A 21,593-nucleotide genomic window follows, 5' to 3' on the forward strand; every position below is an offset into this window, starting at 1 on the left:
TTTAGATGAAAGATTTAGAACAGTTTTCCGCCCAGCGTCGCCGTGTATTGATGGGCATGGGCGCCGCCGGTGTCGCGTTGGCCGGCACCGCCCTGAGCTGCCCGGCGATGGCCGCTTCCAGTCAGGTGACCGAAGCGCCAAGCAGCGAAAAAACCGAAGACCGCCACACCTTCTATGGCCAGCACCAGACCGGCATCGTCACCCCGCGCCCGGCGTCGGGCATGTTGGTGTCCTTTGATGTGTTGGCCAGCGACCGTGATGATCTGGAGCGGTTGTTCCGCACCCTCAACGAGCGCATCGCGTTCCTGATGAAGGGCGGCGCGGTGGCGCAGGTCGATCCGAAATTGCCGCCCGTGGATTCGGGGATTCTTGGCCCGGTGGTCACGCCGGACAACTTGACCATTACCGTGTCGGTCGGCGAGTCGCTGTTCGACGAGCGCTTCGGCCTGGCCAACGCCAAACCCAAGCGGCTGATCCGCATGGTCGGCTTCCCGAACGATGCCCTGGAAGCGGATTGCTGCCACGGTGACTTGAGCTTGCAGTTCTGTTCCAACACCACCGACACCAACATTCACGCCCTGCGCGACATCGTGAAAAACCTGCCAGACCTGCTGCTGGTGCGCTGGAAACAGGAAGGCAGTGTACCGCCACAAGCCCCGGCGAAACCGGGGGTGCCGGCGCAGAGTGCGCGCAACTTTTTGGGTTTCCGCGATGGCTCGGCCAACCCCGATTCCAACGATGCCAAGGCCATGGACAACATTGTCTGGGTGCAGACTGGCAGTGATGAGCCGGCGTGGGCTGCCAATGGCAGTTACCAGGCGGTGCGGATCATCCGCAATTTCGTTGAACGCTGGGACCGCACGCCGCTGCAGGAACAGGAAAGCATCCTCGGCCGGGTCAAGAGCACCGGCGCACCGATGGGCGGCGAACATGAAGGCCAGATCCCGGACTACGCCAAGGACCCGGAAGGCAAGCTGACCAAGCTCGACGCGCACATTCGCCTGGCGAATCCGCGCACTGCCGAAACCCAGGCCAACCTGATCCTGCGTCGTCCGTTCAACTACTCCAACGGCGTGAACAAGAACGGCCAGCTGGAAATGGGCCTGCTGTTCATCTGCTACCAGGCCGACCTGCAAAAAGGCTTCATCACCGTACAAACCCGTCTCAACGGCGAGCCGCTGGAGGAATACCTCAAGCCAGTGGGCGGCGGGTACTTCTTCACCTTACCGGGTGTTACGGGTGACAAGGACTTCATCGGTCGCTCGCTGCTTGACGCTACACATCCAAAAACCACGGCCTAACTTAATAACAACCCCCACGGAACCGTCCCATGAAAAAGTCGTCACTCGCTTTAATGCTGACCCTTGGCTTGCTCAACACCCCGTTTTCGGCTTTCGCGGCAACAGCGCCGCTGGATCTGGTGGGACCGGTCTCGGACTACAAGATCTACGTCACCGAACAACTGGACCAATTGGGCGAGCACACCCAGAAGTTCACCGACGCCGTGAAAAAAGGCGACCTCGCCACTGCGCAAAAGCTTTACGCACCGACCCGCGTGTTCTACGAGTCGATCGAGCCGATTGCCGAGCTATTCAGTGACCTCGACGGGTCCATCGACTCCCGTGTCGACGACCACGAAAAAGGCGTGAAAGCCGAAGATTTCACCGGTTTCCACCGCATCGAATACACACTGTTCTCGGAAAAGAGCACCCAGGGCCTGGACGAACTGGCTGACGGCCTGAACAAGGACGTCAAAGACCTGCAAGCCCGCGTCGCCGGTCTGACCTTCCCGCCTGAGAAAGTCGTGGGCGGCGCCGCTGCGCTGCTCGAAGAAGTCGCGGCCACCAAAATCTCCGGTGAAGAAGATCGTTACAGCCACACTGACCTCTATGACTTCCAGGGCAACATTGACGGCGCGAAGAAAATCGTCGACCTGTTCCACCCGCAGATCGAGAAGCAGGACAAAGCCTTCATCGCCAAAGTCGACAAGAACTTCGCGACCGTGGACAAGATCCTGGCCAAGTACAAAACCAAGGATGGCGGTTTCGAAACTTACGACAAAGTGAAAGAAGCTGACCGTAAAGCGCTGGTTGGCCCGGTGAATACCTTGGCTGAAGATTTGTCGACGTTGCGTGGCAAACTCGGCCTGAATTAAACATCAGCGTTGTTTGCAAAAAAGATCGCAGCCTTCGGCAGCTCCTACAGGGTGTACGTCATCCCAATGTAGGAGCTGCCGGAGGCTGCGATCTTTTGCTTTAAAGCCTCACAACATCCGATAGAGCAATCGCTCAATCCTTACCCGACTCACCCGCTTGAGAAACTTGGCCACTGCCCCCGGATACTCCGGCAAAGTTTCCAGGTCCAGATAGCGCGTGACGCGCTGGGTATTCTCGAAAATCTCCGCCAGTTCCTTGCGACGCGGCGCCTGCAACTCGTTTTTCGGGTCGTCGATCAACAACGCGTTTTCCAGATCGAGACGGAACGCCCGTGGGTTGAGGTTGTTGCCGGTCAGCAAGGTGTAGCGCTCGTCGACCCACATGCCCTTGAGGTGATAGGTGTTGTCACCGTCACGCCACAGGTGCAGGTTCAACTGGCCGCTGTCGATGTTCTGCTGATGGCGCTTGGCGAAGCGGCGCAGGCTGATCTCGTAGAGGTACGGCAGCGCGGCAATCACCTTGAACGGCTCGCTCGGCGGGATGTAGAAGTCGTTGGCGGTCTTGTCGCCGACGATGATGTCGATCTTCACCCCACGGGCCAGGGCCCGGTTGATTTCCCGGGTCACTTGCAGCGGCAGGTTGAAATACGGCGTGCAAATGGTCAGTTGATGCTGGGCGCTGGCGATCAGTTCGCAGATCACCCGGCTCAGCGGGTTGTTCTTGCCCACGCCAAGCAACGGGCTGACCGACAGACCGCCCTTGGCCGTACTGCCGGCCGTGGTGTCGTAGGTCGCGTGCTTGAGACGGCTGCGCAGGTCGCCGATGTCGTTGCGCAGGCTGCGGGTGGTCGGCAGGTCAGGCAGGTCGAGGCGATGCACCGCTTTAGAGGCGATCAAACCGTGCTGAATCAGGTGCTGCATGGAGTCGGCCAGCGCGCTGTTCTGCAGCAGGTGATAACGGTCGTAGCGGTACTTGTCGAATTTGTGCAGATAGACGTTGTTCAGGCTCGCGCCGCTGTAGATCACGCAATCGTCGATCACGAAACCCTTCAAGTGCAGCACGCCGAACAGCTCGCGAGTCTGCACCGGCACGCCGTACACCGGCACCTCACTGGCATGGGTACGGGTCATTTCCTGATACCAGGCCGAGTTGCCCGGTTGCTTGCCGGCGCCGATCAAGCCGCGCTGGGCACGCAACCAGTCGACGACCACCACCACGTCCAGTTCCGGACGCGCCAGTTTGGCGGCGTGCAAGGCATCGAGAACTTCCTGGCCGGCTTCGTCCTGTTGCAGGTACAGCGCGACGATATAGATGCGCTGGGTGGCCTGGGCGATTTTTTCCAGCAGGCAACGACGGTATTCGGCGGCGCCGGACAGAATGGTGACGGCATCGGCGGTCAGCGGAAAACTGCGCAGTTTAGGCAGCAGAGAGCGTTTGAAAAGCGACGGCATAAGGCTCGCAAAAAGGTCGAATCCGAAGAACCCGAGAGCTTACACCATGGATCCGTTTGGGTCTTGTTACTGTCTGTAAAGACCCCTTCGCGGGCAAGCCTCGCTCCTACAAGGGAATGCGGTTAACTGTAGGAGCGAGGCTTGCCCGCGAAGACAATTTCACAGGCGCCATAAAAATCCTGTTGACCAAGGAGAACGATCGTTCTACTGTTTGCCACATGAACGAAATCACCAGCAACGACACACGCGACATTATCCTGGATGTCACCGAAAAGTTGATCTACAAAAGTGGCATCGCGGCCACCGGCATGGATCTTCTGGTGAAAACCGCCGGCGTCTCCAGAAAAAGTATCTACCGCTACTTCGCCAACAAGGAGGAGCTCACCGTCGCGGCCCTGCAACGGCGCGACGTGCGCTGGATGAACTGGTACAGAACCGAAGTCGACAAGGCCCCGACCCCGGCCGAGCGCTTGCTCAACCTGTTTACCGTGCTCAGGTCCTGGTTTGACTCCGAAGGCTTCCGCGGCTGCGCCTTCATTAACACCAGCGGCGAAACCGGCGACCCACAAGACCCGGTTCGCCTGGTCGCCAAAGACCATAAACAGAAATTGCTCGACTACGTGTGCGAGCTTTGCACCGAACATGGCGCCACCGACCCGCAGGCACTGGCCAAACAGCTGCTGATCCTGATCGATGGGGCCATTACCGTAGCGCTTGTGATGGGTGATCACAGTGCCGCCGATAATGCGCAATGCATGGCGCGAAAGTTATTGGACCTGTAACTGCTTAATCAAGCTCGACACTGTGTTTTAACTTTACTTTGATAAGGAGACATTCAAATGTCATCTAATGCCGAAGTTCGTCCGCCATTGCCGCCGTTCACCCGTGAATCGGCTATCGAAAAAGTTCGCCTGGCCGAAGACGGCTGGAACTCTCGCGACCCGGAGCGCGTGTCCCTGGCCTACACCCTGGACACCAAATGGCGTAACCGTGCCGAATTCGCCTACAACCGCGAAGAAGCTAAAGGCTTCCTGACTCGCAAATGGGCCAAGGAACTGGATTATCGGCTGATCAAGGAACTCTGGGCCTTCACCGGTAACCGCATCGCTGTGCGCTATGCCTACGAATGGCACGACGATTCGGGCAACTGGTTCCGCTCCTACGGTAATGAAAACTGGGAGTTCGATGAAAACGGCTTGATGGCCAATCGTTTTGCCTGCATCAACGACCTGCCGATCAAGGAAAGCGAGCGCAAATTCCACTGGCCGCTGGGGCGTCGTCCGGATGATCATCCGGGTCTATCCGACCTCGGCCTGTAAGGTCCACGAAGATCCAATGTGGGAGCGGGCTTGCTCGCGAAGAGGCCGTGTCAGTCGACATCATCGTTGACTGACACACCGCTTTCGCGAGCAAGCCCACTCCCACAAGGGTTTTTTGGTGTTTAGGCGACTGCGGCAGTCTGTTTGCTCAGTGCTTTCGCCTCCAGCTCGCGCACCAACGGCAACACACGCTTACCGAAATACTCCACTTCTTCCTGGAAGTGCAGGAACCCCGCCAGCACCAGATCCACCCCCACCGCTTTCAACGCCACGATCCGCTCGGCAATCTGCTGCGGCGTACCGATCAGGTTGGTCTTGAAGCCGTCGTTGTACTGCACCAGATCTTCAAACGTTGACTTGGCCCAGTTGCCCTCCCCTTCCGGCGACGCCCTGCCCGCCTGCTTCGCCGCATCGCCAAACGCATTCACCGCTTCCGGGTCGGCCTGGTCGATGATTTGCGCCAGCACCGCGCGGGCCTCTTCTTCGGTATCGCGAGCAATGACAAACGCATTCACCCCGACTTTCACCGAATGATTGTTCGCCGCAGCCTTGATCCGGATGTCGTCGACCTGGGCCTTGATGCCTTCGGGTGTGTTGCCGTTGGTGAAGTACCAATCCGATACGCGCGCCGCCATGTCCCGAGCTGCGCGAGAGCTACCGCCCTGGAAGATTTCCGGTTGGCCCAGTGGCTTGGGCTTGAGGCTGTAATTGTCGAAGCGGTAGAAATCGCCGCGGAAGGTGAAGTTGTCCTGGCTCCAGATGCCCTTGAGCGAACGAATGAATTCTTCGGAACGGCGATAACGCTCGTCGTGCTCCAGCCAGTGTTCGCCAATGGCCTGGAACTCACCCTTGAACCAGCCACTGACGATGTTCACCGCGACCCGGCCATTGGTGAGTTGGTCGATGGTCGCCAGTTGCTTGGCCGCCAGAGCCGGTTGCCACGGGCCGGGCAGGATCGCGGCGATCACTTTGAGTTTGGTGGTGGCCGCCAGCAGCGCGTGGCTGAAGGCAACGGACTCATGCTGGAACTCGGCACCGTAACCGGCGGTGAAACGAATCTGGGTCAGGGCGTACTCGAACCCCGCCTCTTCGGCCAGTTGCGCCAGTTTGCGGTTGTAGTCGATGCCCCAGTGGGTGCGTTGCTCGATCTTGCTGACCACCAGCCCGCCGCTGACGTTCGGTACCCAGTAGGCAAATTTGACGGCTTGCTGACTCATTGGCTTGTCCTCAGGACTTTTGGGAAGTCTTGTGACAAGAGCAGCAACCGTGCCAGCACCGGAAATCTGAAACGACTGATAACTGTGGCGAGGGAGCTTGCTCCCGCTGGGCTGCGCAGCGGCCCCAAAATCTTGTGAGCGCTACGCACTCAAGCGGGAGCAAGCTCCCTCGCCACAAAAAAATCTTTTTGCCACAGATCGGGGTGTGTCAGGGGCAATTTGCTGCTGCGCTGTTGGTGCAGCAACAGTTCAGGCCCCGCCAAAACCCACGACATCCCATAAACCATGGCCTGCGGGCTTCGGCATGGACCGTGCAATCGCCCCTGTCTCTACTGCCGATCCAGGAGCTGTCCCATGACCGAACACCAGGTAATCAACCCTCTATCCACCGGTACAGACTATGAAGCGCTGGCCACTCGTTTTCGGCCGATCTTCCAGCGCATCGCTGCCGGCGCCGTTGAGCGCGAACAAACTCGCAGCCTGCCGTACGAGCCGATCCAGTGGCTCAAGGAAGCCGGTTTCGGTGCCGTGCGAGTTCCGGTGGAATATGGCGGTGGCGGCGCTTCAGTCCCGCAACTGTTCGAGCTGTTGATCGAGTTGGCCGAAGCCGATTCCAACGTGCCCCAAGCCTTGCGCGGGCATTTCGCCTTTGCCGAGGACCGCCTCAACGCCGCGCCCGGCCCGGCGCGGGACGTCTGGTTCAAACGCTTCGTGGCCGGCGACATTGTCGGTTGCGCCTGGACCGAAATCGGCAGCGTGGCCATCGGCGATGTCATTACCAAAGTCTCTCCCCACGGCGATCAGTGGCGGCTCAACGGCGAGAAGTTCTACAGCACCGGGAGCATTTTTTCCGACTGGATCGACGTCTACGCCCAGCGCAGCGATACCGGTGGCGACGTGATCGCCGCCGTGCGCACCCGCCAGCCTGGAATCGTGCAGAGTGATGACTGGGACGGTTTCGGCCAGCGCACCACCGGCAGTGGCACCTCGCGGTTTATCGATGCCGAAGTCGATGCCGAAAACATCATCGACTTCGCCACCCGCTTCAAGTACCAGACCGCGTTCTATCAATTGGTGCTGCTGGCGACCCTGGCTGGCATCGGTCGCGCGGCATTGCGCGATGTGGCGTATCAAGTGCGCGAACGCAAACGCATCTACAGCCATGGCAATGCCCCGCATGTCAGCCAGGATGCGCAGGTGCAGCAGGTGGTCGGTGAAATCGCGGCGTTGGTGTATGCCGCTGAAGCCAGTGCATTGAAGGCTGCGCAGCCGGCGCAACGGGCTTATGAGGCGCGCTTCTCGGGTGATGATGCTCTTGAGCAAGCTGCGAATGTCGCGGCGGAAATCGAATCGGCGAAGGCGCAAGTGGTGGTCACCGAACTGATTCAGCGCGCCACCAGTGAATTGTTCAATGCGCTGGGGGCTTCGGATATTCGCCAGGGTAAATCCCTGGATCGGCATTGGCGCAATGCGCGGACGGTGTCGTCGCACAATCCGGTGATCTACAAGGCACGGATTATCGGAGATTGGGCGATTAACGGGACAGAGCCGCCGTTTGTGTGGCAGATCGGGAATGGGCCTGAGCGCAAGTGATGCTTCGTCAGGGATGACGCCTTCGCGGGCAAGCCTCGCTCCTACATTTTGAAATGCGTTCCCCTGTAGGAGCGAGGCTTGCCCGCGAAGAGGCCAGACCGGTCGCCGCAGAAGTTGGATTGATCGTTCCCATGCTCTGCGTGGGAATGCATCTCGGGACGCTCCGCGTCCCAGCATCAAGCGCGGACACAGAGCGTCCATGGCGGCATTCCCACGCGGAGCATGGGAACGATCAGCTGTAAGAGGATGACTTTCTAGGTAAGATACCGGCCTTCCCCGCAGCCACTTTCTGCGCCCCGCCGAATAAGCCGATTCCATGCCTTTCGAACTCAGCGTTGACCTCACCACCCTGGCCATTCTGGCCTTCGTCGCTTTCATTGCCGGTTTCATCGACGCCATTGCCGGCGGTGGCGGTCTGCTCACCACCCCCGCGTTGCTGACCGCCGGCCTGCCGCCGCACTTGGTGCTGGGCACCAACAAACTGAGTTCGACTTTCGGCTCGGCCACCGCCAGTTTCACTTTCTACCGCCGCAAACTGTTCCACCCCAAGCAATGGGTGCATGCCATCGTCGGCACGCTGGTTGGCGCGCTGACCGGCGCCGTGGTCGCGCATTATCTGCCGGCCGAATGGCTGAATAAGATGCTGCCGGTGATTGTCTTCGCCTGCGGCGTCTACCTGTTGTTCGGCGGCACGCCAAAAGCGCCGTTGGACAGCGACGCGCCGATCAAGAAGAAGTGGCAATCGACCCAAGGCTTCAGCCTCGGTTTCTATGACGGCGTGGCCGGCCCCGGCACTGGTGCGTTCTGGACCGTCAGCAGCCTGCTGATGTACCCCATCGACCTGGTGAAGGCCAGCGGTGTGGCCCGCAGCATGAACTTCGTCAGCAACATTGCAGCGCTGTCGGTGTTCGTGTTTTCCGGGCAGGTGGACTGGATCATCGGCCTGAGCATGGGCGTGTCAGTGATGGTTGGCGCGTTCTTCGGCGCGCGCACCGCCATCAGCGGCGGTGCGAAGTTCATTCGCCCGGTGTTCATCACCGTGGTGCTGGGTTTGACCGTGCGCCTAGCTTGGCAGCACTGGTTCAGCATGGCCTAAGCGCCGCGCCAGGTAGACGTCGATCAGGTAACGGGCAATCGATCGTGATGCCGGCAACGGCGGCATCGCGTGGATATTGAACCACTGGGCGTCTTCGATCTCGTCTTCCTGGCAGACGATCTCGCCACCGGCGTATTCGGCATGAAACCCGAGCATCATCGAGTGCGGAAACGGCCAGCACTGACTGCCCATGTACTGGATGTTCTTGACCTCGATCTGCACCTCTTCGCGGACCTCGCGAATCAGGCAATCCTCGGCCGACTCACCCGGCTCGGCAAACCCCGCCAACGTGCTGTAGACCCCGGCGACGAAGCGTGGCGAACGGGCCAGCAGCACTTCATCGCCACGGGTCACCAGCACGATCATGCTTGGCGAAATTCGTGGGTAATAGCGGATATCGCAAGGTTCGCAGTACATCGCCCGCTCGCGGGAAACCTGATGCGTCGCTTGCCCGCAGTTACCGCAAAAACGGTGCTCGCGGTACCAGGTGCCAATCTGCGCGGCGTAACCGAGCACCTTGTAGACGGTGTGATCGCCCTCCAGCATGAACGCCCGCAGGCCTTTCCAGTTGCAGCTCGGCACTTCGCTGGCGCTACGCAACTCCAGCAGGTAAACCGGCTCGCCATCGAGAAGGCCGATACCGTGCTCGGCGAGGATCGACAAGTCCTGGCGTTTGAGCCATTCCCGGGGGAACAGCGCGCCATTGTCATCGAACAGAAAGCCTTCGGGGCTGCGTGCCACGGCCCAGCCGCCGGGTTGATCGGTGTCCAGTACTGCAGTGGTCCAGCGTGAAGTCATGGTTAATCAGTCCAGAAATTCGGGTTTCTGTTTCGTCATATGGGCGGCCATGGCCACGCGCAAATCGGTGGATTGCAGCATGGCGGCGTTCCAGGTGGCGACGTATTCGAGGCCGTCGTCGATGCGATGGTCGCGCATGTAGCTGATCATCTCCTTGGTGCCGGTGATAGCGATCGGCGATTTGCCGGCGATCTCGCGGGCAATGCCCATCACGCCATCAAGCAGGCTGTCGCGGTCGCTGTAGACGCGATTGACCAGGCCCATGCCGCGCGCTTCCTCGGCACCAAAGTTGCGACCAGTGTAAGCCAGTTCACGCAGCATGCCGTCACCGATGATCCGCGGCAAGCGTTGCAACGTGCCGACGTCGGCGGCCATGCCGATGTCGATTTCCTTGATCGAGAATTGCGCGTCTTCGGCGGCGTAGCGCATGTCACACGCAGCGATCAGATCGATGGCCCCGCCCAGGCAATAGCCCTGAATCGCCGCGAGCACCGGTTTGCGGCAGTTGTCGACGGCATTGAACGAAGCTTGCAGGGCGAGGATCTTGCGCCGCAGCAGACGAGCATTGCGGCCGACGTCTTTGCCCAGTTCATTGGCCACGCCAGCGAGCATCATCAGGTCGATGCCAGAGGAAAAGTGCTTGCCGGCGCCGCTGAGGACCACCACCCGCACTTCGTCGGTGTCGTCGATCCATTGGAAAATCTCGATGATCTCGCTCCAGAACGCGGCGTTCATAGCGTTGATCTTTTCCGGGCGGTTGATCTGCACATGGGCGATTTTGTCAGCGAGTTCGACGGTGAACGCGGTGTACTGAGACATGGCAGTGATCCTTTACCGGGCAGAAAATGAGGCCCGAACTATAACAAGGCATCGCTGGTGGGAGTAAGGCAGTGGTTCGGCCAAATGCGGGACTGGCTTGGGCTCTGTGGTGTCTGGTCTGACGCCTTCGCGAGCAAGCCCGCTCCCACAGGGGAACGCATTCCAAATGTGGGAGCGGGCTTGCTCGCGAAGGCCGCACCGCCGATCTAGCCCCCTTTCACCGCCACAAACGCCGCCGTCACATAAGGCACTGTAATCACATCCTTGCCCCGTAACTCCGGCTCACTTTCAATCAACGCCTTCATCTGCGCATCCACCTTGTCCCGCTGCGTCCGGGGCAGCGCCGCGATAAAACTGGTGGAGCGCACTCGATTGAAAATCACATCCTCCGGCGAACCGGTATGCCCATGGCCGAAATGCTGTGCCTGCAGCGGTCCAAACGCCTTGTGCGGAAAAGCCAGGCGCCAGGCCCCGGTGTAGTAGCGCGGGGTATCACCCTCCAGTGCGTTGACGATGGCGTCGAGTTTCGGCACCCAGCTCACCCGGGTATCACGCAGGTTCCACACCAGGCCCAACTTGCCGCCGGGCCTGAGGACCCGAGCAATTTCACTGAGCGCTTCGGGGCTGGCAAACCAGTGAAAGGCCTGGGCACAGATCACCACGTCCACCGAGGCATTCGGCAACGGCAAATCGGTGGCGGTGCCACTCACCGCCAGGACATCGGGATACGCAGCGGACAGTTTTTCCAGCATTTCAGGTACCGGTTCCACGGCAATCACCTGTGCTCCGGTGGCCACCAGACGCCCAGTGAACTTGCCGGTGCCGGCACCAAGGTCGATCACGGTTTTGTCGTCATTGAGCCCCAACGTGCCGGTCAGCCAGTCGGCCACTTGCGGCGGATAGTCCGGACGACCGCGCACGTAGGTGTCGGCACCGGTTTTGTAACCATCGGCGGCAGCATGGTGAATGTGTTCTCTCATGGCAGTTCTCCCGATTTACAGCGATGCTTGCGAGCATAGCGTCTGGACCTGAATCTCCCCTGCAAAGATCGCAACTAAGAAATGAATAATTGTTCACACAGCGGTGTTCACTTGCCATCGCCCATGAGGATTGCCCATGAACCGCTTGAACCTTGATTCGCCGACACGTTACGACCGCCTGACCATGAGCCTGCACTGGCTGACCGCCGCGCTGGTGATTTTTATGTTCGCCAGTGCGCAAATCTGGGAACAACTGGCCAAAGGCACGCCGCTGCGCAAGGGTTTGCAGTCGGTGCACATTTCCTGCGGCATCCTGCTGGCGGTGATCGTGATCGGTCGGCTGCTCTGGCGTCTGTCCCGTGGCCGACGTTTGCCGCCGGCCAACCAGGGAGTGATGAACATTGCGGCGAAAACCGCGCATCTGGCGCTGTATCTGCTGCTGTTGAGCCAGATCGTGCTGGGTTTTCTGTTTCGCTGGGCCCAGGCCGAACCATTCAACTTCTTCGGCCTGTTCGATGTCCCTGCCTTAATGACCTTCGATAAAAGCATGAAGTCGGTGTTCGGCGGGCTGCATGAAAACGTGGCGTGGGCCATTGTGATTCTGGCTGGGCTGCATGCAGTGATGGCGCTGGTCCATCATTACGGTCTGCGGGACGGCACGTTGCGCCGGATGTTGCCGGGGCGCGAAGTGAACTGAAACGAATAAAACACCGAGGCCGGGTGTTCTTAGAATGCTTGCCCTTGAATTCTGTTTTCACTGTGAATGGAGTTTCACCCATGAGTATCCGTTTCGCTGTTTTCACCGCTCCGCTGTTGTTGGTCGCGGCGCTATCCAGCACTGCGGCGTTTGCCCACGGCGACGATGACGAGCCGGCCAAGCCCAATTGCCCCAAAGGCCAGGTGTACGACAGCAAGTCGAACAAATGCGTGCTGCAAACCAGCAGCCTGGTGCCGGATAACGACCGTGTCGACTATGCCTATCGCCTGGCCAAGGACGGTCGTTATGAAGAAGCCCTGGCCCTGCTCGATACACTTAAAAATCCCAACACCGCCAAGGCACTCAACTATCGCGGCTATGCCACGCGTAAACTAGGCCGAACCGACGAAGGCATCGGCTATTACCTGCAATCGGTCAAACTCGACCCGCAGTATGCGCAAGTGCGCGAATACCTCGGCGAGGCTTACGTCATCAAAGGTCGCCTCGACCTGGCCCAGGAACAGTTGCAGCACATCAAATCGATCTGCGGCAGCACCTGCGAGGAATACCAGGACCTGGCCGAAGCCATCAACGATTCATCGAAAACCTGACACACCGAACGGACGGAGGTCGCCATCGCCAGCGATCAGGCATTTAGAGCAGAGTTGGGCCAGCATCTGGCGCGTTTATGGCGCTACGGCTTGCTGCTGTCCCGACAACGGCATGTGGCCGAAGATTTGGTGCAGGCCACTTGCGTGCGGGCGCTGGAGCGGGCCGGGCAATTCGTGCCCGGCACCCGCATGGACCGTTGGCTGCTGAGCATCCTGCATTCGATCTGGCTCAATGAAGTGCGCGCCCGGCGTGTACGGCTGGGGCAAGGGCTGGTGAATGCCGACGAGGCGCTGTCGTTTGACGGTGAACACGCGGCGCAAACCCACGTGCTGGCGGCGCAGGTGATTCGCCGTGTCGATGCCCTGCCCGAAACCCAGCGTGAAACGGTATACCTGGCCTATGTCGAAGGCTTGTCCTACCGCGAAGTTGCCGAAGTGCTGCAAGTGCCCATCGGCACCGTCATGAGCCGACTGGCCACCGCCCGCCTGAAACTCGCGGAGTACCCGCCCTTGCAGTCCGTACCGAACCCAACCACGGGAGAACGTCGATGAACGACCACTCACGACCGACAATACCGTCGGATGAACAGTTGGTGGCCTACCTCGACGACCAACTGGACACTGAACAGCGCACTCGCATCGACGCGGCCATCAACGAAGACCCGGCGCTCAGCTTGCGTGTGCAATGGCTGGCCCGCAGCAATCTGCCGTTCAAGGACGCCTACGACGAATTGGGGCAGCAAGCCCCGACGGATCGCCTGCAAGCCATGCTCGACACCTTGCCCAGCCCTGCTCGCCCGGGCCTGAACCGGCGCTGGTTTCTGGCGGCGGCCGCCGGCCTGGTGGTGAGCAGCGTGGTAGCGGATCGATTGTTCCTCGGCTGGCAGTTGAGTCAGCAGAAGAGCAACTGGCGGGGACTGGTGGCCGACTACATGTCGCTCTACGTGCCGCAAACCCTCGAACACTTGCCCAGCGACGAGTCGACCCAGCGCGCACAATTGCACACCATCGACAGCCGTTTGGGCCTGAACCTCGCCCCGGCAAAACTGGCTTTGCCACGCCTGGAGCTCAAGCGTGCGCAAATCCTTGAGTACGACGGCGTGCCCATCGCCCAGATCACCTACCTCGACCCGGCCCACGGTCCGATGGCACTGTGCGTCACCCGCTCCAACAAAGGCAGCCGGCCGTTTGCCCATGAACGCCGGCACGACATGAACGTCGTGTACTGGGCTGACACGGAGCACGCCTGGATGTTGATCGGGCACAGCACCGTGGCGGATCTCGAAGACATGGCTAAAGTCTTGAGAAGCCGGTTGAGCACATAAGGCCAATCGTCTCTAGACTGGTAACTGACTTCCAAGGAGGAACCCACCCATGTCACATCCCTCGCTTCAACCTTCACGCACGGCGTTGCTGGTCATCGACGTGCAGAACGACTTCATCCCCGGTGGCCAACTGGCAGTGCCCGAAGGCGACTTGATCGTGCCACTGATCAATCAACTGGGCGCTCAGTTCAACCAAGTGGTGATTGCCCAGGACTGGCACCCGGCGGGGCACGCCTCGTTTGCGTCCAGCCACCCGAATCGCAAACCTTACGATGCCATTCAACTGCCCTACGGCGAGCAGACGCTGTGGCCGGAGCATTGTGTGCGCGGCACCCACGGCGCCGAGTTACATGCAGAGCTGGATTTGCCCCACGCGCAGTTGATCATCCGCAAGGGCTGTAATCCGGATATCGACAGTTATTCGGCGTTTCTGGAGGCCGATCGAACCACCACCACGGGGTTGGCCGGCTATTTGAAGGAACGCGGCATCGACACGGTTTACCTGGTGGGCCTGGCGCTGGATTTCTGCGTGATGTATTCGGCGCTGGACGCACGGGCGGCGGGGTTCAATGCGTTTGTGGTGCTGGATGCCTGCCGGGCGATTGATCTGGATGGCTCGCTGGCGGCGGCGGTTGAGCGGATGCAGGTGGCTGGGGTGAAACTGATTTTGGCGGGTGATATTCCTGGCTGAAACCAAATCCCTGTGGCGAGGGAGCTTGCTCCCGCTGGGCTGCGGAGCGGCCCCCGGCATTCGTTCAGTTACACCGCGCAGGCAGGTTTTGCGACTGCTTTGCAGCCGAACGGGAGCAAGCTCCCTCGCCACAGGTCCGTGGTCGCCACAGGCTTACGCCGGTGTCGGTAACCAAAGCCTGAACCGCGCCCCACCCAGCGGCGACGCTTCAACCGTCAACGTCCCGCCCTGGGCTTCGAGGGCGCGGCGGCTGATGGCCAGCCCGAGGCCGAAACCACCCGTGGCGCGGTCACGACTGCGATCCAGCCGATAAAACGGCTCGAATATCCGCTCCCGCTCATCATCCGGAATGCCGATCCCGTCATCATCGACCCAGATTTCGCAGCCTTTCGGGCACACCTGCACGCCAATCTGAATGCGCTTTTCACAGTAGCGCATCGCATTACGCAGCAGGTTCTGCAACGCACGCGCGGTCAGGCGCGGGTCGAGGCTGAAGCGTTCGAGCTGACCATGCAACAGCACATCAATGACGATGTCCGGCGACTCCAGCTCTTCGTCCACGCTGCCCAGAATGCTGTCGATGAATTCATCCAGCGACACTTCAACCTGCTCCGGCAGCCGCGCCGGATTTTGCAGGCGGCTGTAGGACAGCAATTCCAGGACCAATTCATCCAGCTCACGAATATGCGCCACCAGACCTTGCAAGCGTTCGCGGCTAGGCGCCGGCATGTCATCGGAGAGCGCCAGGGCCAGACCGAAATCCAGACGCGTCAGTGGCGTGCGCAGTTCGTGGGACACGGCGTTGAGCAAGTCCCGTTGTTGGTTGAGCAGGTTTTCGATGTCGCCGGCCATGGTGTCGAACACGTTGGCCAGGCTGCCGATGTTGGATTTGTGGGATATCTGCGTACGTTCGCTCAAATGCCCTTTACCGAAGCGCTCGGCGGTGCCTTTCAGGCGTTCGAGGTCGCGCCAGTGCGGGCGCAACCACAACAGCAGGCAGGCGAGCATCGTCGCGCCGATCAGCACGTTGATGCTCCAGTACAACAGATTGACGTCCATCGGGTCCGGCGGCACCACCATTTGCACCACCGTCTGCTCGTTCAACGGTGCCACCGCCAGGGTGCGCCAACCCCAGTCGCCGATGCGCACGACATTCTCGCCACGCTGCAAACGCTCTTGCTCATCGAGGGTGAAATCCGCATCGTCATTGCCGGCCAGCACGATGTGCAGCGGCTGAAACTCCTTGTCCATCTCCGCCGCCAGGGCCGGCCACTGCTCGGTTGGCACAGCGTGAAACTGTTTGACGATCAGGGTTTGCAAGCCGCGCGAGTAATCGAGGTTGTAGGTGACAAAGCGTTCATGGAACAGCTTGATCACCACGTCCGGCACCAGGTAAATCGCCGCGCTGTACGAAACGATCGTCACCAGGTACAGGCGAAAAAGGATTCTGAACATCGACTCAGCATTCCCACTCGGAGCGGCTGAACAGGTAACCCTTGCCCCACACGGTCTTGATCTTGCGCGCCTCGCCGGCGTGGTCGTCGAACTTGCGCCGCAGCTTGGAAATCGCCACGTCCACCGAACGGTCGGTGCCGTTGAATTCGATGCCGCGCAGGCGTTGCAGGATCTGGTCGCGGCTCAGCACTTCGCCGGCATGCCGGGCCAGTACCACCAGCAGGTTGTATTCGCCGCTGGACAGTTCCACCAGTTGTTCGCGCCAGGTCACCGTGCGTTCGGACAGGTCGATGCACAGATTACCCATCAAGATGCGATCGTTGGCGGTCTGCGGTTCGCCGAGGCTACTGCGGCGTAACAAGGTGCGCACCCGAGCCAGCAGGACGCGTGGCTCGCAGGGTTTGGTGACGTAGTCGTCAGCGCCCATTTCCAGGCCTAGCACCTGGTCGTGACTATCGTCCCGGGCAGTCAGCATCAGGATCGGCAGCGTTGCCGAGTCCGCCCTGAGCAACCGACAGACTTGCAGCCCGTCGAGCCCCGGCAGCATCAGGTCGAGGATCACCAGGTCCGGCGGATTTACGCGCGCGCGTTCGCGCACATGATCGCCGCGGCTGATCACGCTGACGGAGTAGCCGTTGCGTTCCAGGTAACTGGCGATCAGTTCGGAGAGCGCGGTGTCGTCTTCGACCAGGAGGATGTTGGGCATGGGGTGTTTCCAGAAAAGTGCTGTGGCGACGGGGCTGGCCTCTTCGCGGACAAGCCTCGCTCCTACAGGGATTTCGCATTCTTATGTAGGAGCGAGGCTTGCCCGCGAAGGCAATCTGACAGTCGCAAAAGTAATCAAGCGGCAAAGGATATACGCCCTCGCTCGTCTAAGAGTAAAACCCTTACACAATTTCACACAGCGCCTACAAAGCTTCACCGCTACTCTCGTCGCCTCCCCGTAGGATGCCGGGGGTCATTATTGGGGTATTCACATGTCAAAGAATCTGCTTGCCACGCTCAGCCTGCTTGCACTGGCGTTGACACTGAGCGCTTGTGACAAGTCCTCGACCGCCGAAGAAGCGGCACCACTGGCCACCGTGCGCATCGAAACCATCGAAGCCCGGCCCCTGTCGATCAGCAGCGAACTGAGCGGGCGAATTGCCGCGCCACGGATTGCCGAAGTCCGCGCCCGGGTGGCCGGCGTCGTATTGCAACGGACCTTTCGCGAAGGCAGCGACGTGAAACAGGGTGACGTGCTGTTTCGCATCGACCCGGCGCCGTTCAAGGCCGATCTGGACAGCGCCGAAGCGGCGTTGCGCAAGGCCGAGGCCAATGCGTTCCAGGCTAAATTGCAAGAGCAGCGCTATTCGCAGTTGATCGAAGGCAATGCCATCAGCGGCCAGGACTACGACAACGCCCGGGCCAATGCCCGGCAAACCGCCGCTGATGTGGCTGCTAATAAAGCCGCCGTGGCGCGGGCCAAGCTGAACCTCGGTTACGCCACCGTCACCGCGCCGATTTCCGGTCGTGTCGGCCGTGCGCTGGTCACCGAAGGCGCGCTGGTCGGGCAGAACGAGACCACGCCGCTGGCGCTGATCCAGCAACTGAACCCGATCCACGCCGATCTGACGCAGTCGACCCGTGAACTCAACGACCTGCGCCGGGCGTTTCGCTCCGGGCAATTGCAGCAAGTTGGTCACGATCAGGCCAAGGCCACGTTGATTCAGGATGACGGCAGCCTCTACCCGCTGCCGGGCAAGTTGCTGTTCGCGGAGATTTCCGTGGACCCGGGCACCGGGCAGATCATCCTGCGCAGCGAGTTCCCCAACCCCGACCTCGACTTGCTGCCCGGCAGCTTCGTGCGGGTGCGCATCGAGCAAGCGGTCAACCAGCAAGGCATCAGCGTGCCGCAACGGGCAATCCAGCGTGACAGCGCCGGGGTGGCCCAGGTGATGCTGCTCGACGCCGATCAGCGCGTGGGCCTGCAATCGGTGCAACTGGGCGCGGTGCAGAACGATCGCTGGATCGTCAGCGGCGGCCTCAAGCCAGGCGATCGCATCGTCACCGAAGGCCTGCAACACGCCAAGCCCGGCGAAAAAGTGCAGATCGACGAAACCCCTCTTCCACTTGCCCAGGTTTCTGGTCAGTAAGCAGGACGCTTTTTTATGCCGCAGTTCTTTATCGACCGTCCGGTGTTTGCCTGGGTGGTCGCGTTGTTCATCCTGTTGGCCGGTGCGCTGGCCATTCCGCAGTTGCCGGTGGCGCAGTATCCCGACGTCGCGCCGCCGCAGATCGAAATCAACGCCACGTACCCCGGCGCCTCGGCGCAGACCATCGACGAAAGTGTGGTGAGCCTGATCGAGGAGGAGCTCAACGGCGCCGATCACCTGCTGTATTTCGAATCCCAGAGCAGCCTCGGCAGCGCAACCATCAAAGCCACCTTTCAGCCGGGCACCAACCCGGAAATGGCCCAGGTCGATGTGCAGAATCGACTGAAAGTCGTGGAATCGCGTCTGCCCCAGGCGGTGAATCAACAGGGCTTGCAGGTGGAGAAAGTCTCCTCCGGCTTCCTGTTGCTGATCACCCTGACATCCAGTGATGGCAAGCTCGACGACGTGGCGCTCAGCGATTACCTGGCGCGTAACGTTATGAACGAAATCAAGCGCCTGGACGGTGTCGGCAAGGCCCAGCTCTACGGTGCCGAGCGGGCGATGCGGATCTGGATCGACCCGCGCAAGCTGATCGGCTTCAACCTGACCCCCGCCGACGTCAACGCCGCCATCGTTGCGCAAAACGCCCAGGTGTCCGCCGGCAGCATTGGTGACCTGCCGACCCGCAGCACCCAGGAAATCACCGCGACCATCGTGGTCAAGGGCCAGTTGGCTACGCCGGAAGAATTCGCCGACATCGTGCTCAAGGCCAATCCCGACGGTTCCACCGTGCGCATCAAAGATGTTGCGCGGGTCGAGATCGGCAGCCAGGAATACCAGTTCGGCACCCGCCTGAACGGCAAACCGTCCACTGCCGTCGGCGTACAGCTGTCGCCGGGGGCCAACGCCCTGAGCACCGCCACCGCCGTGCGGGCGAAGATGGACGAGCTGGCGCGCTACTTCCCGGCCAACGTCGAATACAAGATCCCCTACGACACTTCGCCGTTCGTCAAAGTCTCGATCACCAAAGTGGTCTACACCCTTGGCGAGGCGATGTTGCTGGTATTTGCGGTGATGTTCCTGTTCCTGCAAAACATCCGCTACACGCTGATCCCGACCCTGGTGGTGCCGGTGGCGTTGATGGGCACCTTTGCGACCATGCTCGCGCTGGGCTTCTCGATCAACGTACTGACTATGTTCGGCATGGTACTGGCCATCGGCATTCTGGTGGACGACGCTATTGTGGTGGTGGAGAACGTCGAGCGGATCATGGTCACCGAAGGCCTGTCGCCCAAGGAGGCGACGCGCAAGGCGATGACGCAGATCACCGGCGCGATCATCGGCATCACCCTGGTGCTGGTGGCGGTGTTCATTCCGATGGCGTTCATGCAGGGTTCGGTCGGGGTCATTTATCAGCAGTTCTCGCTGTCCATGGCCACCTCGATCCTGTTCTCGGCATTCCTCGCCCTGACCTTGACCCCGGCGCTCTGCGCGACGCTGCTCAAGCCGATTGCCAAAGGTGAGCATCACGAAAAGGGCGGTTTCTTCGGCTGGTTCAACCGTCGTTTCGAACAACTGACGGTGCGTTATCAAGGCTGGGTCGCCTATGCGCTGAAACGCACCGGTCGCTACCTGCTGATTTACGGCGTGCTGCTGATCGGGCTGGGCCTGTGTTTCAGTCGCCTGCCCTCCTCGTTCCTGCCGGTGGAAGACCAGGGTTACACCATCACCGACATTCAACTGCCACCGGGCGCGAGCAAGAACCGTACGGTGCAGGTGGTTGAGCAGATCGAAAAGCATAATGCCAAGGAACCCGGCGTTGGCGACAGCACGGTGATTCTCGGTTTCAGCTTCTCAGGCAGTGGGCAGAACGCGGCACTGGCATTTACCACGTTGAAGGATTGGTCCGAGCGCAGCAGTGATGACTCTGCCAGCTCGATTGCCGATCGGGCCAACATCGCGCTCAGTCAGATCAAGGACGCGGTGGTGTTCGCCGTCTTGCCACCGCCCGTGGATGGCCTTGGTACCTCCAGTGGTTTCGAGTTCCGCTTGCAGGATCGCGGCGGCCTCGGCCATGCCACGCTGATGGAGGCTCGCACGCAATTGCTGGCGGCGGCGGAGAAAAGTCCGATCCTGATGAACGTGCGCGAAAGCGCACTGGCCGAAGCGCCGCAAGTGCAACTGGAAGTCGACCGTAAACAGGCCAACGCGCTGGGGGTTTCGTTTGCCGATATCGGTAGCGTGCTGTCCACGGCGGTCGGTTCGGCCTACATCAATGACTTCCCCAATCAAGGACGGATGCAGCGCGTCGTGGTTCAAGCCGAAGGTGATCAGCGCAGTCAGGTCGAGGATCTGCTGAAGATCAACGTGCGCAACAGCGCCGGGAAAATGGTGCCGTTGTCGGCCTTCGTCCAGGCCAGGTGGACCCAGGGTCCGGCGCAGTTAACTCGCTACAACGGCTATCCGGCCATCAGCATTTCCGGTGAACCCAAACCGGGCCACAGCACCGGCGAAGCCATGGCGGAAATCGAACGGCTGGTGGCGCAAGGCCCGGCGGGGTTGGGTCAGGAATGGACCGGTCTGTCGCTGCAGGAACGTTTGTCCGGCAGTCAGGCACCGATCCTGCTCGGCTTGTCGCTGCTGATCGTGTTCCTGTGCCTGGCGGCGTTGTATGAGAGTTGGTCGATCCCGACCTCAGTGCTGTTGGTCGTGCCGCTTGGAGTGCTCGGTGCGGTGCTGGCGGTGACGTTGCGCGGGATGCCCAACGATGTGTTCTTCAAGGTCGGGCTGATTACCATCATCGGCTTGTCGGCAAAGAACGCGATCCTGATCATCGAATTCGCCAAGAGCCTGTACGACGAAGGCCACGACCTGATCGACGCGACGTTGCAAGCCGCGCGGCTGCGGTTACGGCCAATTATCATGACGTCCCTGGCGTTCATCCTCGGCGTGGTACCGCTGGCGATTGCCACCGGGGCCAGCTCGGCGAGCCAACAGGCCATCGGTACAGGAGTGATCGGCGGGATGATCACCGCGACCCTGGCGGTGCTGTTTGTGCCAGTGTTTTTTGTGGTGGTGATGAAGCTGGTCAAGGCCCGCCACAAAAAGTAAAGGCTCATTCCCCTGTAGGAGCTGCCGAAGGCTGCGATCTTTTGATCTTGATCTTGAAAATCAAAATCAAAAGATCGCAGCCTTCGGCAGCTCCTACAAAAGCCCGGTGACCTGAGCTATGGTGGGTAGAATTCTGCTT

General features: G+C 60.4%; 20 protein-coding genes. 13 read left to right on the plus strand and 7 right to left on the minus strand.

Annotation, left to right across the window (positions count from 1 at the left end):
- Positions 1 to 5: 5 nt before the first annotated feature.
- Together efeB and efeO are read left to right on the plus strand one after the other, a co-directional pair.
- Entirely contained in the window at positions 6 to 1,301 is a 1,296-nt protein-coding gene (gene efeB / locus ACWIKB_RS05700) for an iron uptake transporter deferrochelatase/peroxidase subunit (protein ID WP_475265723.1), read from the plus strand.
- Between the two features lie 29 nt (positions 1,302 to 1,330).
- Positions 1,331 to 2,155 carry an iron uptake system protein EfeO gene (gene efeO / locus ACWIKB_RS05705; RefSeq protein ID WP_475265724.1) on the plus strand — a complete coding sequence of 275 codons (825 nt, stop codon included), beginning with the start codon at positions 1,331 to 1,333 and terminating at the stop codon, positions 2,153 to 2,155.
- Positions 2,156 to 2,263: 108 nt separating this feature from the next.
- On the opposite strand, the gene pssA is transcribed toward efeO, so the two are convergent.
- The gene (gene pssA, locus ACWIKB_RS05710; protein WP_475265725.1) at positions 2,264 to 3,607 is read right to left on the minus strand and encodes a CDP-diacylglycerol--serine O-phosphatidyltransferase; all 1,344 of its coding nucleotides are present in this window, start codon (positions 3,605 to 3,607) and stop codon (positions 2,264 to 2,266) included.
- Positions 3,608 to 3,825: 218 nt separating this feature from the next.
- Between pssA and ACWIKB_RS05715 the strand changes: the two genes are divergently transcribed.
- Both ACWIKB_RS05715 and ACWIKB_RS05720 read left to right on the plus strand, forming a co-directional pair.
- Complete coding sequence (locus ACWIKB_RS05715) at positions 3,826 to 4,389, plus strand: TetR/AcrR family transcriptional regulator (RefSeq protein ID WP_475265866.1); 564 nt, start codon at positions 3,826 to 3,828, stop codon at positions 4,387 to 4,389.
- 57 nt (positions 4,390 to 4,446) lie between these two features.
- A complete protein-coding gene (locus tag ACWIKB_RS05720) occupies positions 4,447 to 4,926 on the plus strand; it encodes a nuclear transport factor 2 family protein (RefSeq protein ID WP_475265726.1) in 480 nt (159 codons plus the stop codon).
- A 122-nt stretch (positions 4,927 to 5,048) separates the two neighbouring features.
- Here the strand turns inward: ACWIKB_RS05720 and sfnG are convergent, their stop codons facing one another.
- On the minus strand, positions 5,049 to 6,143 hold the full coding sequence (gene sfnG, locus ACWIKB_RS05725) for a dimethylsulfone monooxygenase SfnG (protein ID WP_475265727.1): 1,095 nt from the start codon (positions 6,141 to 6,143) through the stop codon (positions 5,049 to 5,051).
- Between the two features lie 354 nt (positions 6,144 to 6,497).
- Between sfnG and ACWIKB_RS05730 the strand changes: the two genes are divergently transcribed.
- Positions 6,498 to 7,736, plus strand: coding sequence for an acyl-CoA dehydrogenase family protein (locus tag ACWIKB_RS05730; RefSeq protein WP_475265728.1), 1,239 nt, complete (start codon positions 6,498 to 6,500; stop codon positions 7,734 to 7,736).
- Positions 7,737 to 8,052: 316 nt separating this feature from the next.
- A complete protein-coding gene (locus ACWIKB_RS05735) occupies positions 8,053 to 8,832 on the plus strand; it encodes a TSUP family transporter (protein ID WP_475265729.1) in 780 nt (259 codons plus the stop codon).
- Here the strand turns inward: ACWIKB_RS05735 and nudC are convergent.
- The 3 genes from nudC to ACWIKB_RS05750 form a co-directional block, all read right to left on the minus strand.
- Entirely contained in the window at positions 8,800 to 9,630 is an 831-nt protein-coding gene (gene nudC, locus ACWIKB_RS05740; protein ID WP_475265730.1) for an NAD(+) diphosphatase, read from the minus strand. The two genes, ACWIKB_RS05735 and nudC, sit on opposite strands and share 33 nt — an antisense overlap.
- A gap of 6 nt (positions 9,631 to 9,636) precedes the next feature.
- Positions 9,637 to 10,449 (minus strand): crotonase/enoyl-CoA hydratase family protein, encoded by an 813-nt coding sequence (locus ACWIKB_RS05745; RefSeq protein ID WP_475265731.1) that lies wholly within the window; start codon positions 10,447 to 10,449, stop codon positions 9,637 to 9,639.
- 206 nt (positions 10,450 to 10,655) lie between these two features.
- Positions 10,656 to 11,429, minus strand: a complete 774-nt coding sequence (locus tag ACWIKB_RS05750) for a class I SAM-dependent methyltransferase (RefSeq protein ID WP_475265732.1) — start codon at positions 11,427 to 11,429, stop codon at positions 10,656 to 10,658.
- Between the two features lie 136 nt (positions 11,430 to 11,565).
- On the opposite strand from ACWIKB_RS05750, the gene ACWIKB_RS05755 reads away from it, so the two are divergent.
- The 5 genes from ACWIKB_RS05755 (at position 11,566) to pncA (ending at position 14,753) form a co-directional block, all read left to right on the plus strand.
- Complete coding sequence (locus tag ACWIKB_RS05755) at positions 11,566 to 12,126, plus strand: cytochrome b (protein ID WP_475265733.1); 561 nt, start codon at positions 11,566 to 11,568, stop codon at positions 12,124 to 12,126.
- Positions 12,127 to 12,206: 80 nt separating this feature from the next.
- A complete protein-coding gene (locus tag ACWIKB_RS05760) occupies positions 12,207 to 12,737 on the plus strand; it encodes a tetratricopeptide repeat protein (RefSeq protein WP_475265734.1) in 531 nt (176 codons plus the stop codon).
- Positions 12,738 to 12,791: 54 nt separating this feature from the next.
- Positions 12,792 to 13,289 carry an RNA polymerase sigma factor gene (locus ACWIKB_RS05765; RefSeq protein ID WP_475265735.1) on the plus strand — a complete coding sequence of 166 codons (498 nt, stop codon included), beginning with the start codon at positions 12,792 to 12,794 and terminating at the stop codon, positions 13,287 to 13,289.
- On the plus strand, positions 13,286 to 14,062 hold the full coding sequence (locus ACWIKB_RS05770) for an anti-sigma factor family protein (protein WP_475265736.1): 777 nt from the start codon (positions 13,286 to 13,288) through the stop codon (positions 14,060 to 14,062). Before ACWIKB_RS05765 ends, ACWIKB_RS05770 begins: the two co-directional genes overlap by 4 nt.
- 49 nt (positions 14,063 to 14,111) lie before the next feature.
- Positions 14,112 to 14,753 (plus strand): bifunctional nicotinamidase/pyrazinamidase, encoded by a 642-nt coding sequence (gene pncA, locus ACWIKB_RS05775; RefSeq protein ID WP_475265737.1) that lies wholly within the window; start codon positions 14,112 to 14,114, stop codon positions 14,751 to 14,753.
- A gap of 153 nt (positions 14,754 to 14,906) precedes the next feature.
- Here the strand turns inward: pncA and ACWIKB_RS05780 are convergent, their stop codons facing one another.
- Together ACWIKB_RS05780 and ACWIKB_RS05785 are read right to left on the minus strand one after the other, a co-directional pair.
- A complete protein-coding gene (locus ACWIKB_RS05780) occupies positions 14,907 to 16,208 on the minus strand; it encodes an ATP-binding protein (protein WP_475265738.1) in 1,302 nt (433 codons plus the stop codon).
- Positions 16,209 to 16,212: 4 nt separating this feature from the next.
- Positions 16,213 to 16,914, minus strand: coding sequence for a response regulator (locus tag ACWIKB_RS05785; RefSeq protein WP_027923024.1), 702 nt, complete (start codon positions 16,912 to 16,914; stop codon positions 16,213 to 16,215).
- Between the two features lie 271 nt (positions 16,915 to 17,185).
- On the opposite strand from ACWIKB_RS05785, the gene ACWIKB_RS05790 reads away from it, so the two are divergent.
- Together ACWIKB_RS05790 and ACWIKB_RS05795 are read left to right on the plus strand one after the other, a co-directional pair.
- A complete protein-coding gene (locus ACWIKB_RS05790) occupies positions 17,186 to 18,343 on the plus strand; it encodes an efflux RND transporter periplasmic adaptor subunit (RefSeq protein WP_475265739.1) in 1,158 nt (385 codons plus the stop codon).
- Between the two features lie 15 nt (positions 18,344 to 18,358).
- A complete protein-coding gene (locus ACWIKB_RS05795) occupies positions 18,359 to 21,454 on the plus strand; it encodes a multidrug efflux RND transporter permease subunit (protein ID WP_475265740.1) in 3,096 nt (1,031 codons plus the stop codon).
- The last annotated feature ends 139 nt before the right edge of the window (positions 21,455 to 21,593 follow it).

The sequence above is a fragment of the Pseudomonas sp. 5Vm1k genome (assembly GCF_056161485.1).

What these genes read in the sequence shown, in the direction of transcription:
- ACWIKB_RS05750 (WP_475265732.1), bottom strand. Translation starts at nt 11,429, where the DNA reads ATGAGAGAACACATTCACCATGCTGCCGCCGATGGTTACAAAACCGGT.
- pncA (WP_475265737.1), top strand. Translation starts at nt 14,112, where the DNA reads ATGTCACATCCCTCGCTTCAACCTTCACGCACGGCGTTGCTGGTCATC.
- ACWIKB_RS05720 (WP_475265726.1), top strand. Translation starts at nt 4,447, where the DNA reads ATGTCATCTAATGCCGAAGTTCGTCCGCCATTGCCGCCGTTCACCCGT.
- ACWIKB_RS05760 (WP_475265734.1), top strand. Translation starts at nt 12,207, where the DNA reads ATGAGTATCCGTTTCGCTGTTTTCACCGCTCCGCTGTTGTTGGTCGCG.
- ACWIKB_RS05785 (WP_027923024.1), bottom strand. Translation starts at nt 16,914, where the DNA reads ATGCCCAACATCCTCCTGGTCGAAGACGACACCGCGCTCTCCGAACTG.
- pssA (WP_475265725.1), bottom strand. Translation starts at nt 3,607, where the DNA reads ATGCCGTCGCTTTTCAAACGCTCTCTGCTGCCTAAACTGCGCAGTTTT.
- ACWIKB_RS05780 (WP_475265738.1), bottom strand. Translation starts at nt 16,208, where the DNA reads ATGTTCAGAATCCTTTTTCGCCTGTACCTGGTGACGATCGTTTCGTAC.
- ACWIKB_RS05715 (WP_475265866.1), top strand. Translation starts at nt 3,826, where the DNA reads ATGAACGAAATCACCAGCAACGACACACGCGACATTATCCTGGATGTC.
- ACWIKB_RS05790 (WP_475265739.1), top strand. Translation starts at nt 17,186, where the DNA reads ATGTCAAAGAATCTGCTTGCCACGCTCAGCCTGCTTGCACTGGCGTTG.
- ACWIKB_RS05735 (WP_475265729.1), top strand. Translation starts at nt 8,053, where the DNA reads ATGCCTTTCGAACTCAGCGTTGACCTCACCACCCTGGCCATTCTGGCC.
- ACWIKB_RS05755 (WP_475265733.1), top strand. Translation starts at nt 11,566, where the DNA reads ATGAACCGCTTGAACCTTGATTCGCCGACACGTTACGACCGCCTGACC.
- ACWIKB_RS05770 (WP_475265736.1), top strand. Translation starts at nt 13,286, where the DNA reads ATGAACGACCACTCACGACCGACAATACCGTCGGATGAACAGTTGGTG.
- nudC (WP_475265730.1), bottom strand. Translation starts at nt 9,630, where the DNA reads ATGACTTCACGCTGGACCACTGCAGTACTGGACACCGATCAACCCGGC.
- efeO (WP_475265724.1), top strand. Translation starts at nt 1,331, where the DNA reads ATGAAAAAGTCGTCACTCGCTTTAATGCTGACCCTTGGCTTGCTCAAC.
- efeB (WP_475265723.1), top strand. Translation starts at nt 6, where the DNA reads ATGAAAGATTTAGAACAGTTTTCCGCCCAGCGTCGCCGTGTATTGATG.
- sfnG (WP_475265727.1), bottom strand. Translation starts at nt 6,143, where the DNA reads ATGAGTCAGCAAGCCGTCAAATTTGCCTACTGGGTACCGAACGTCAGC.
- ACWIKB_RS05745 (WP_475265731.1), bottom strand. Translation starts at nt 10,449, where the DNA reads ATGTCTCAGTACACCGCGTTCACCGTCGAACTCGCTGACAAAATCGCC.
- ACWIKB_RS05730 (WP_475265728.1), top strand. Translation starts at nt 6,498, where the DNA reads ATGACCGAACACCAGGTAATCAACCCTCTATCCACCGGTACAGACTAT.
- ACWIKB_RS05795 (WP_475265740.1), top strand. Translation starts at nt 18,359, where the DNA reads ATGCCGCAGTTCTTTATCGACCGTCCGGTGTTTGCCTGGGTGGTCGCG.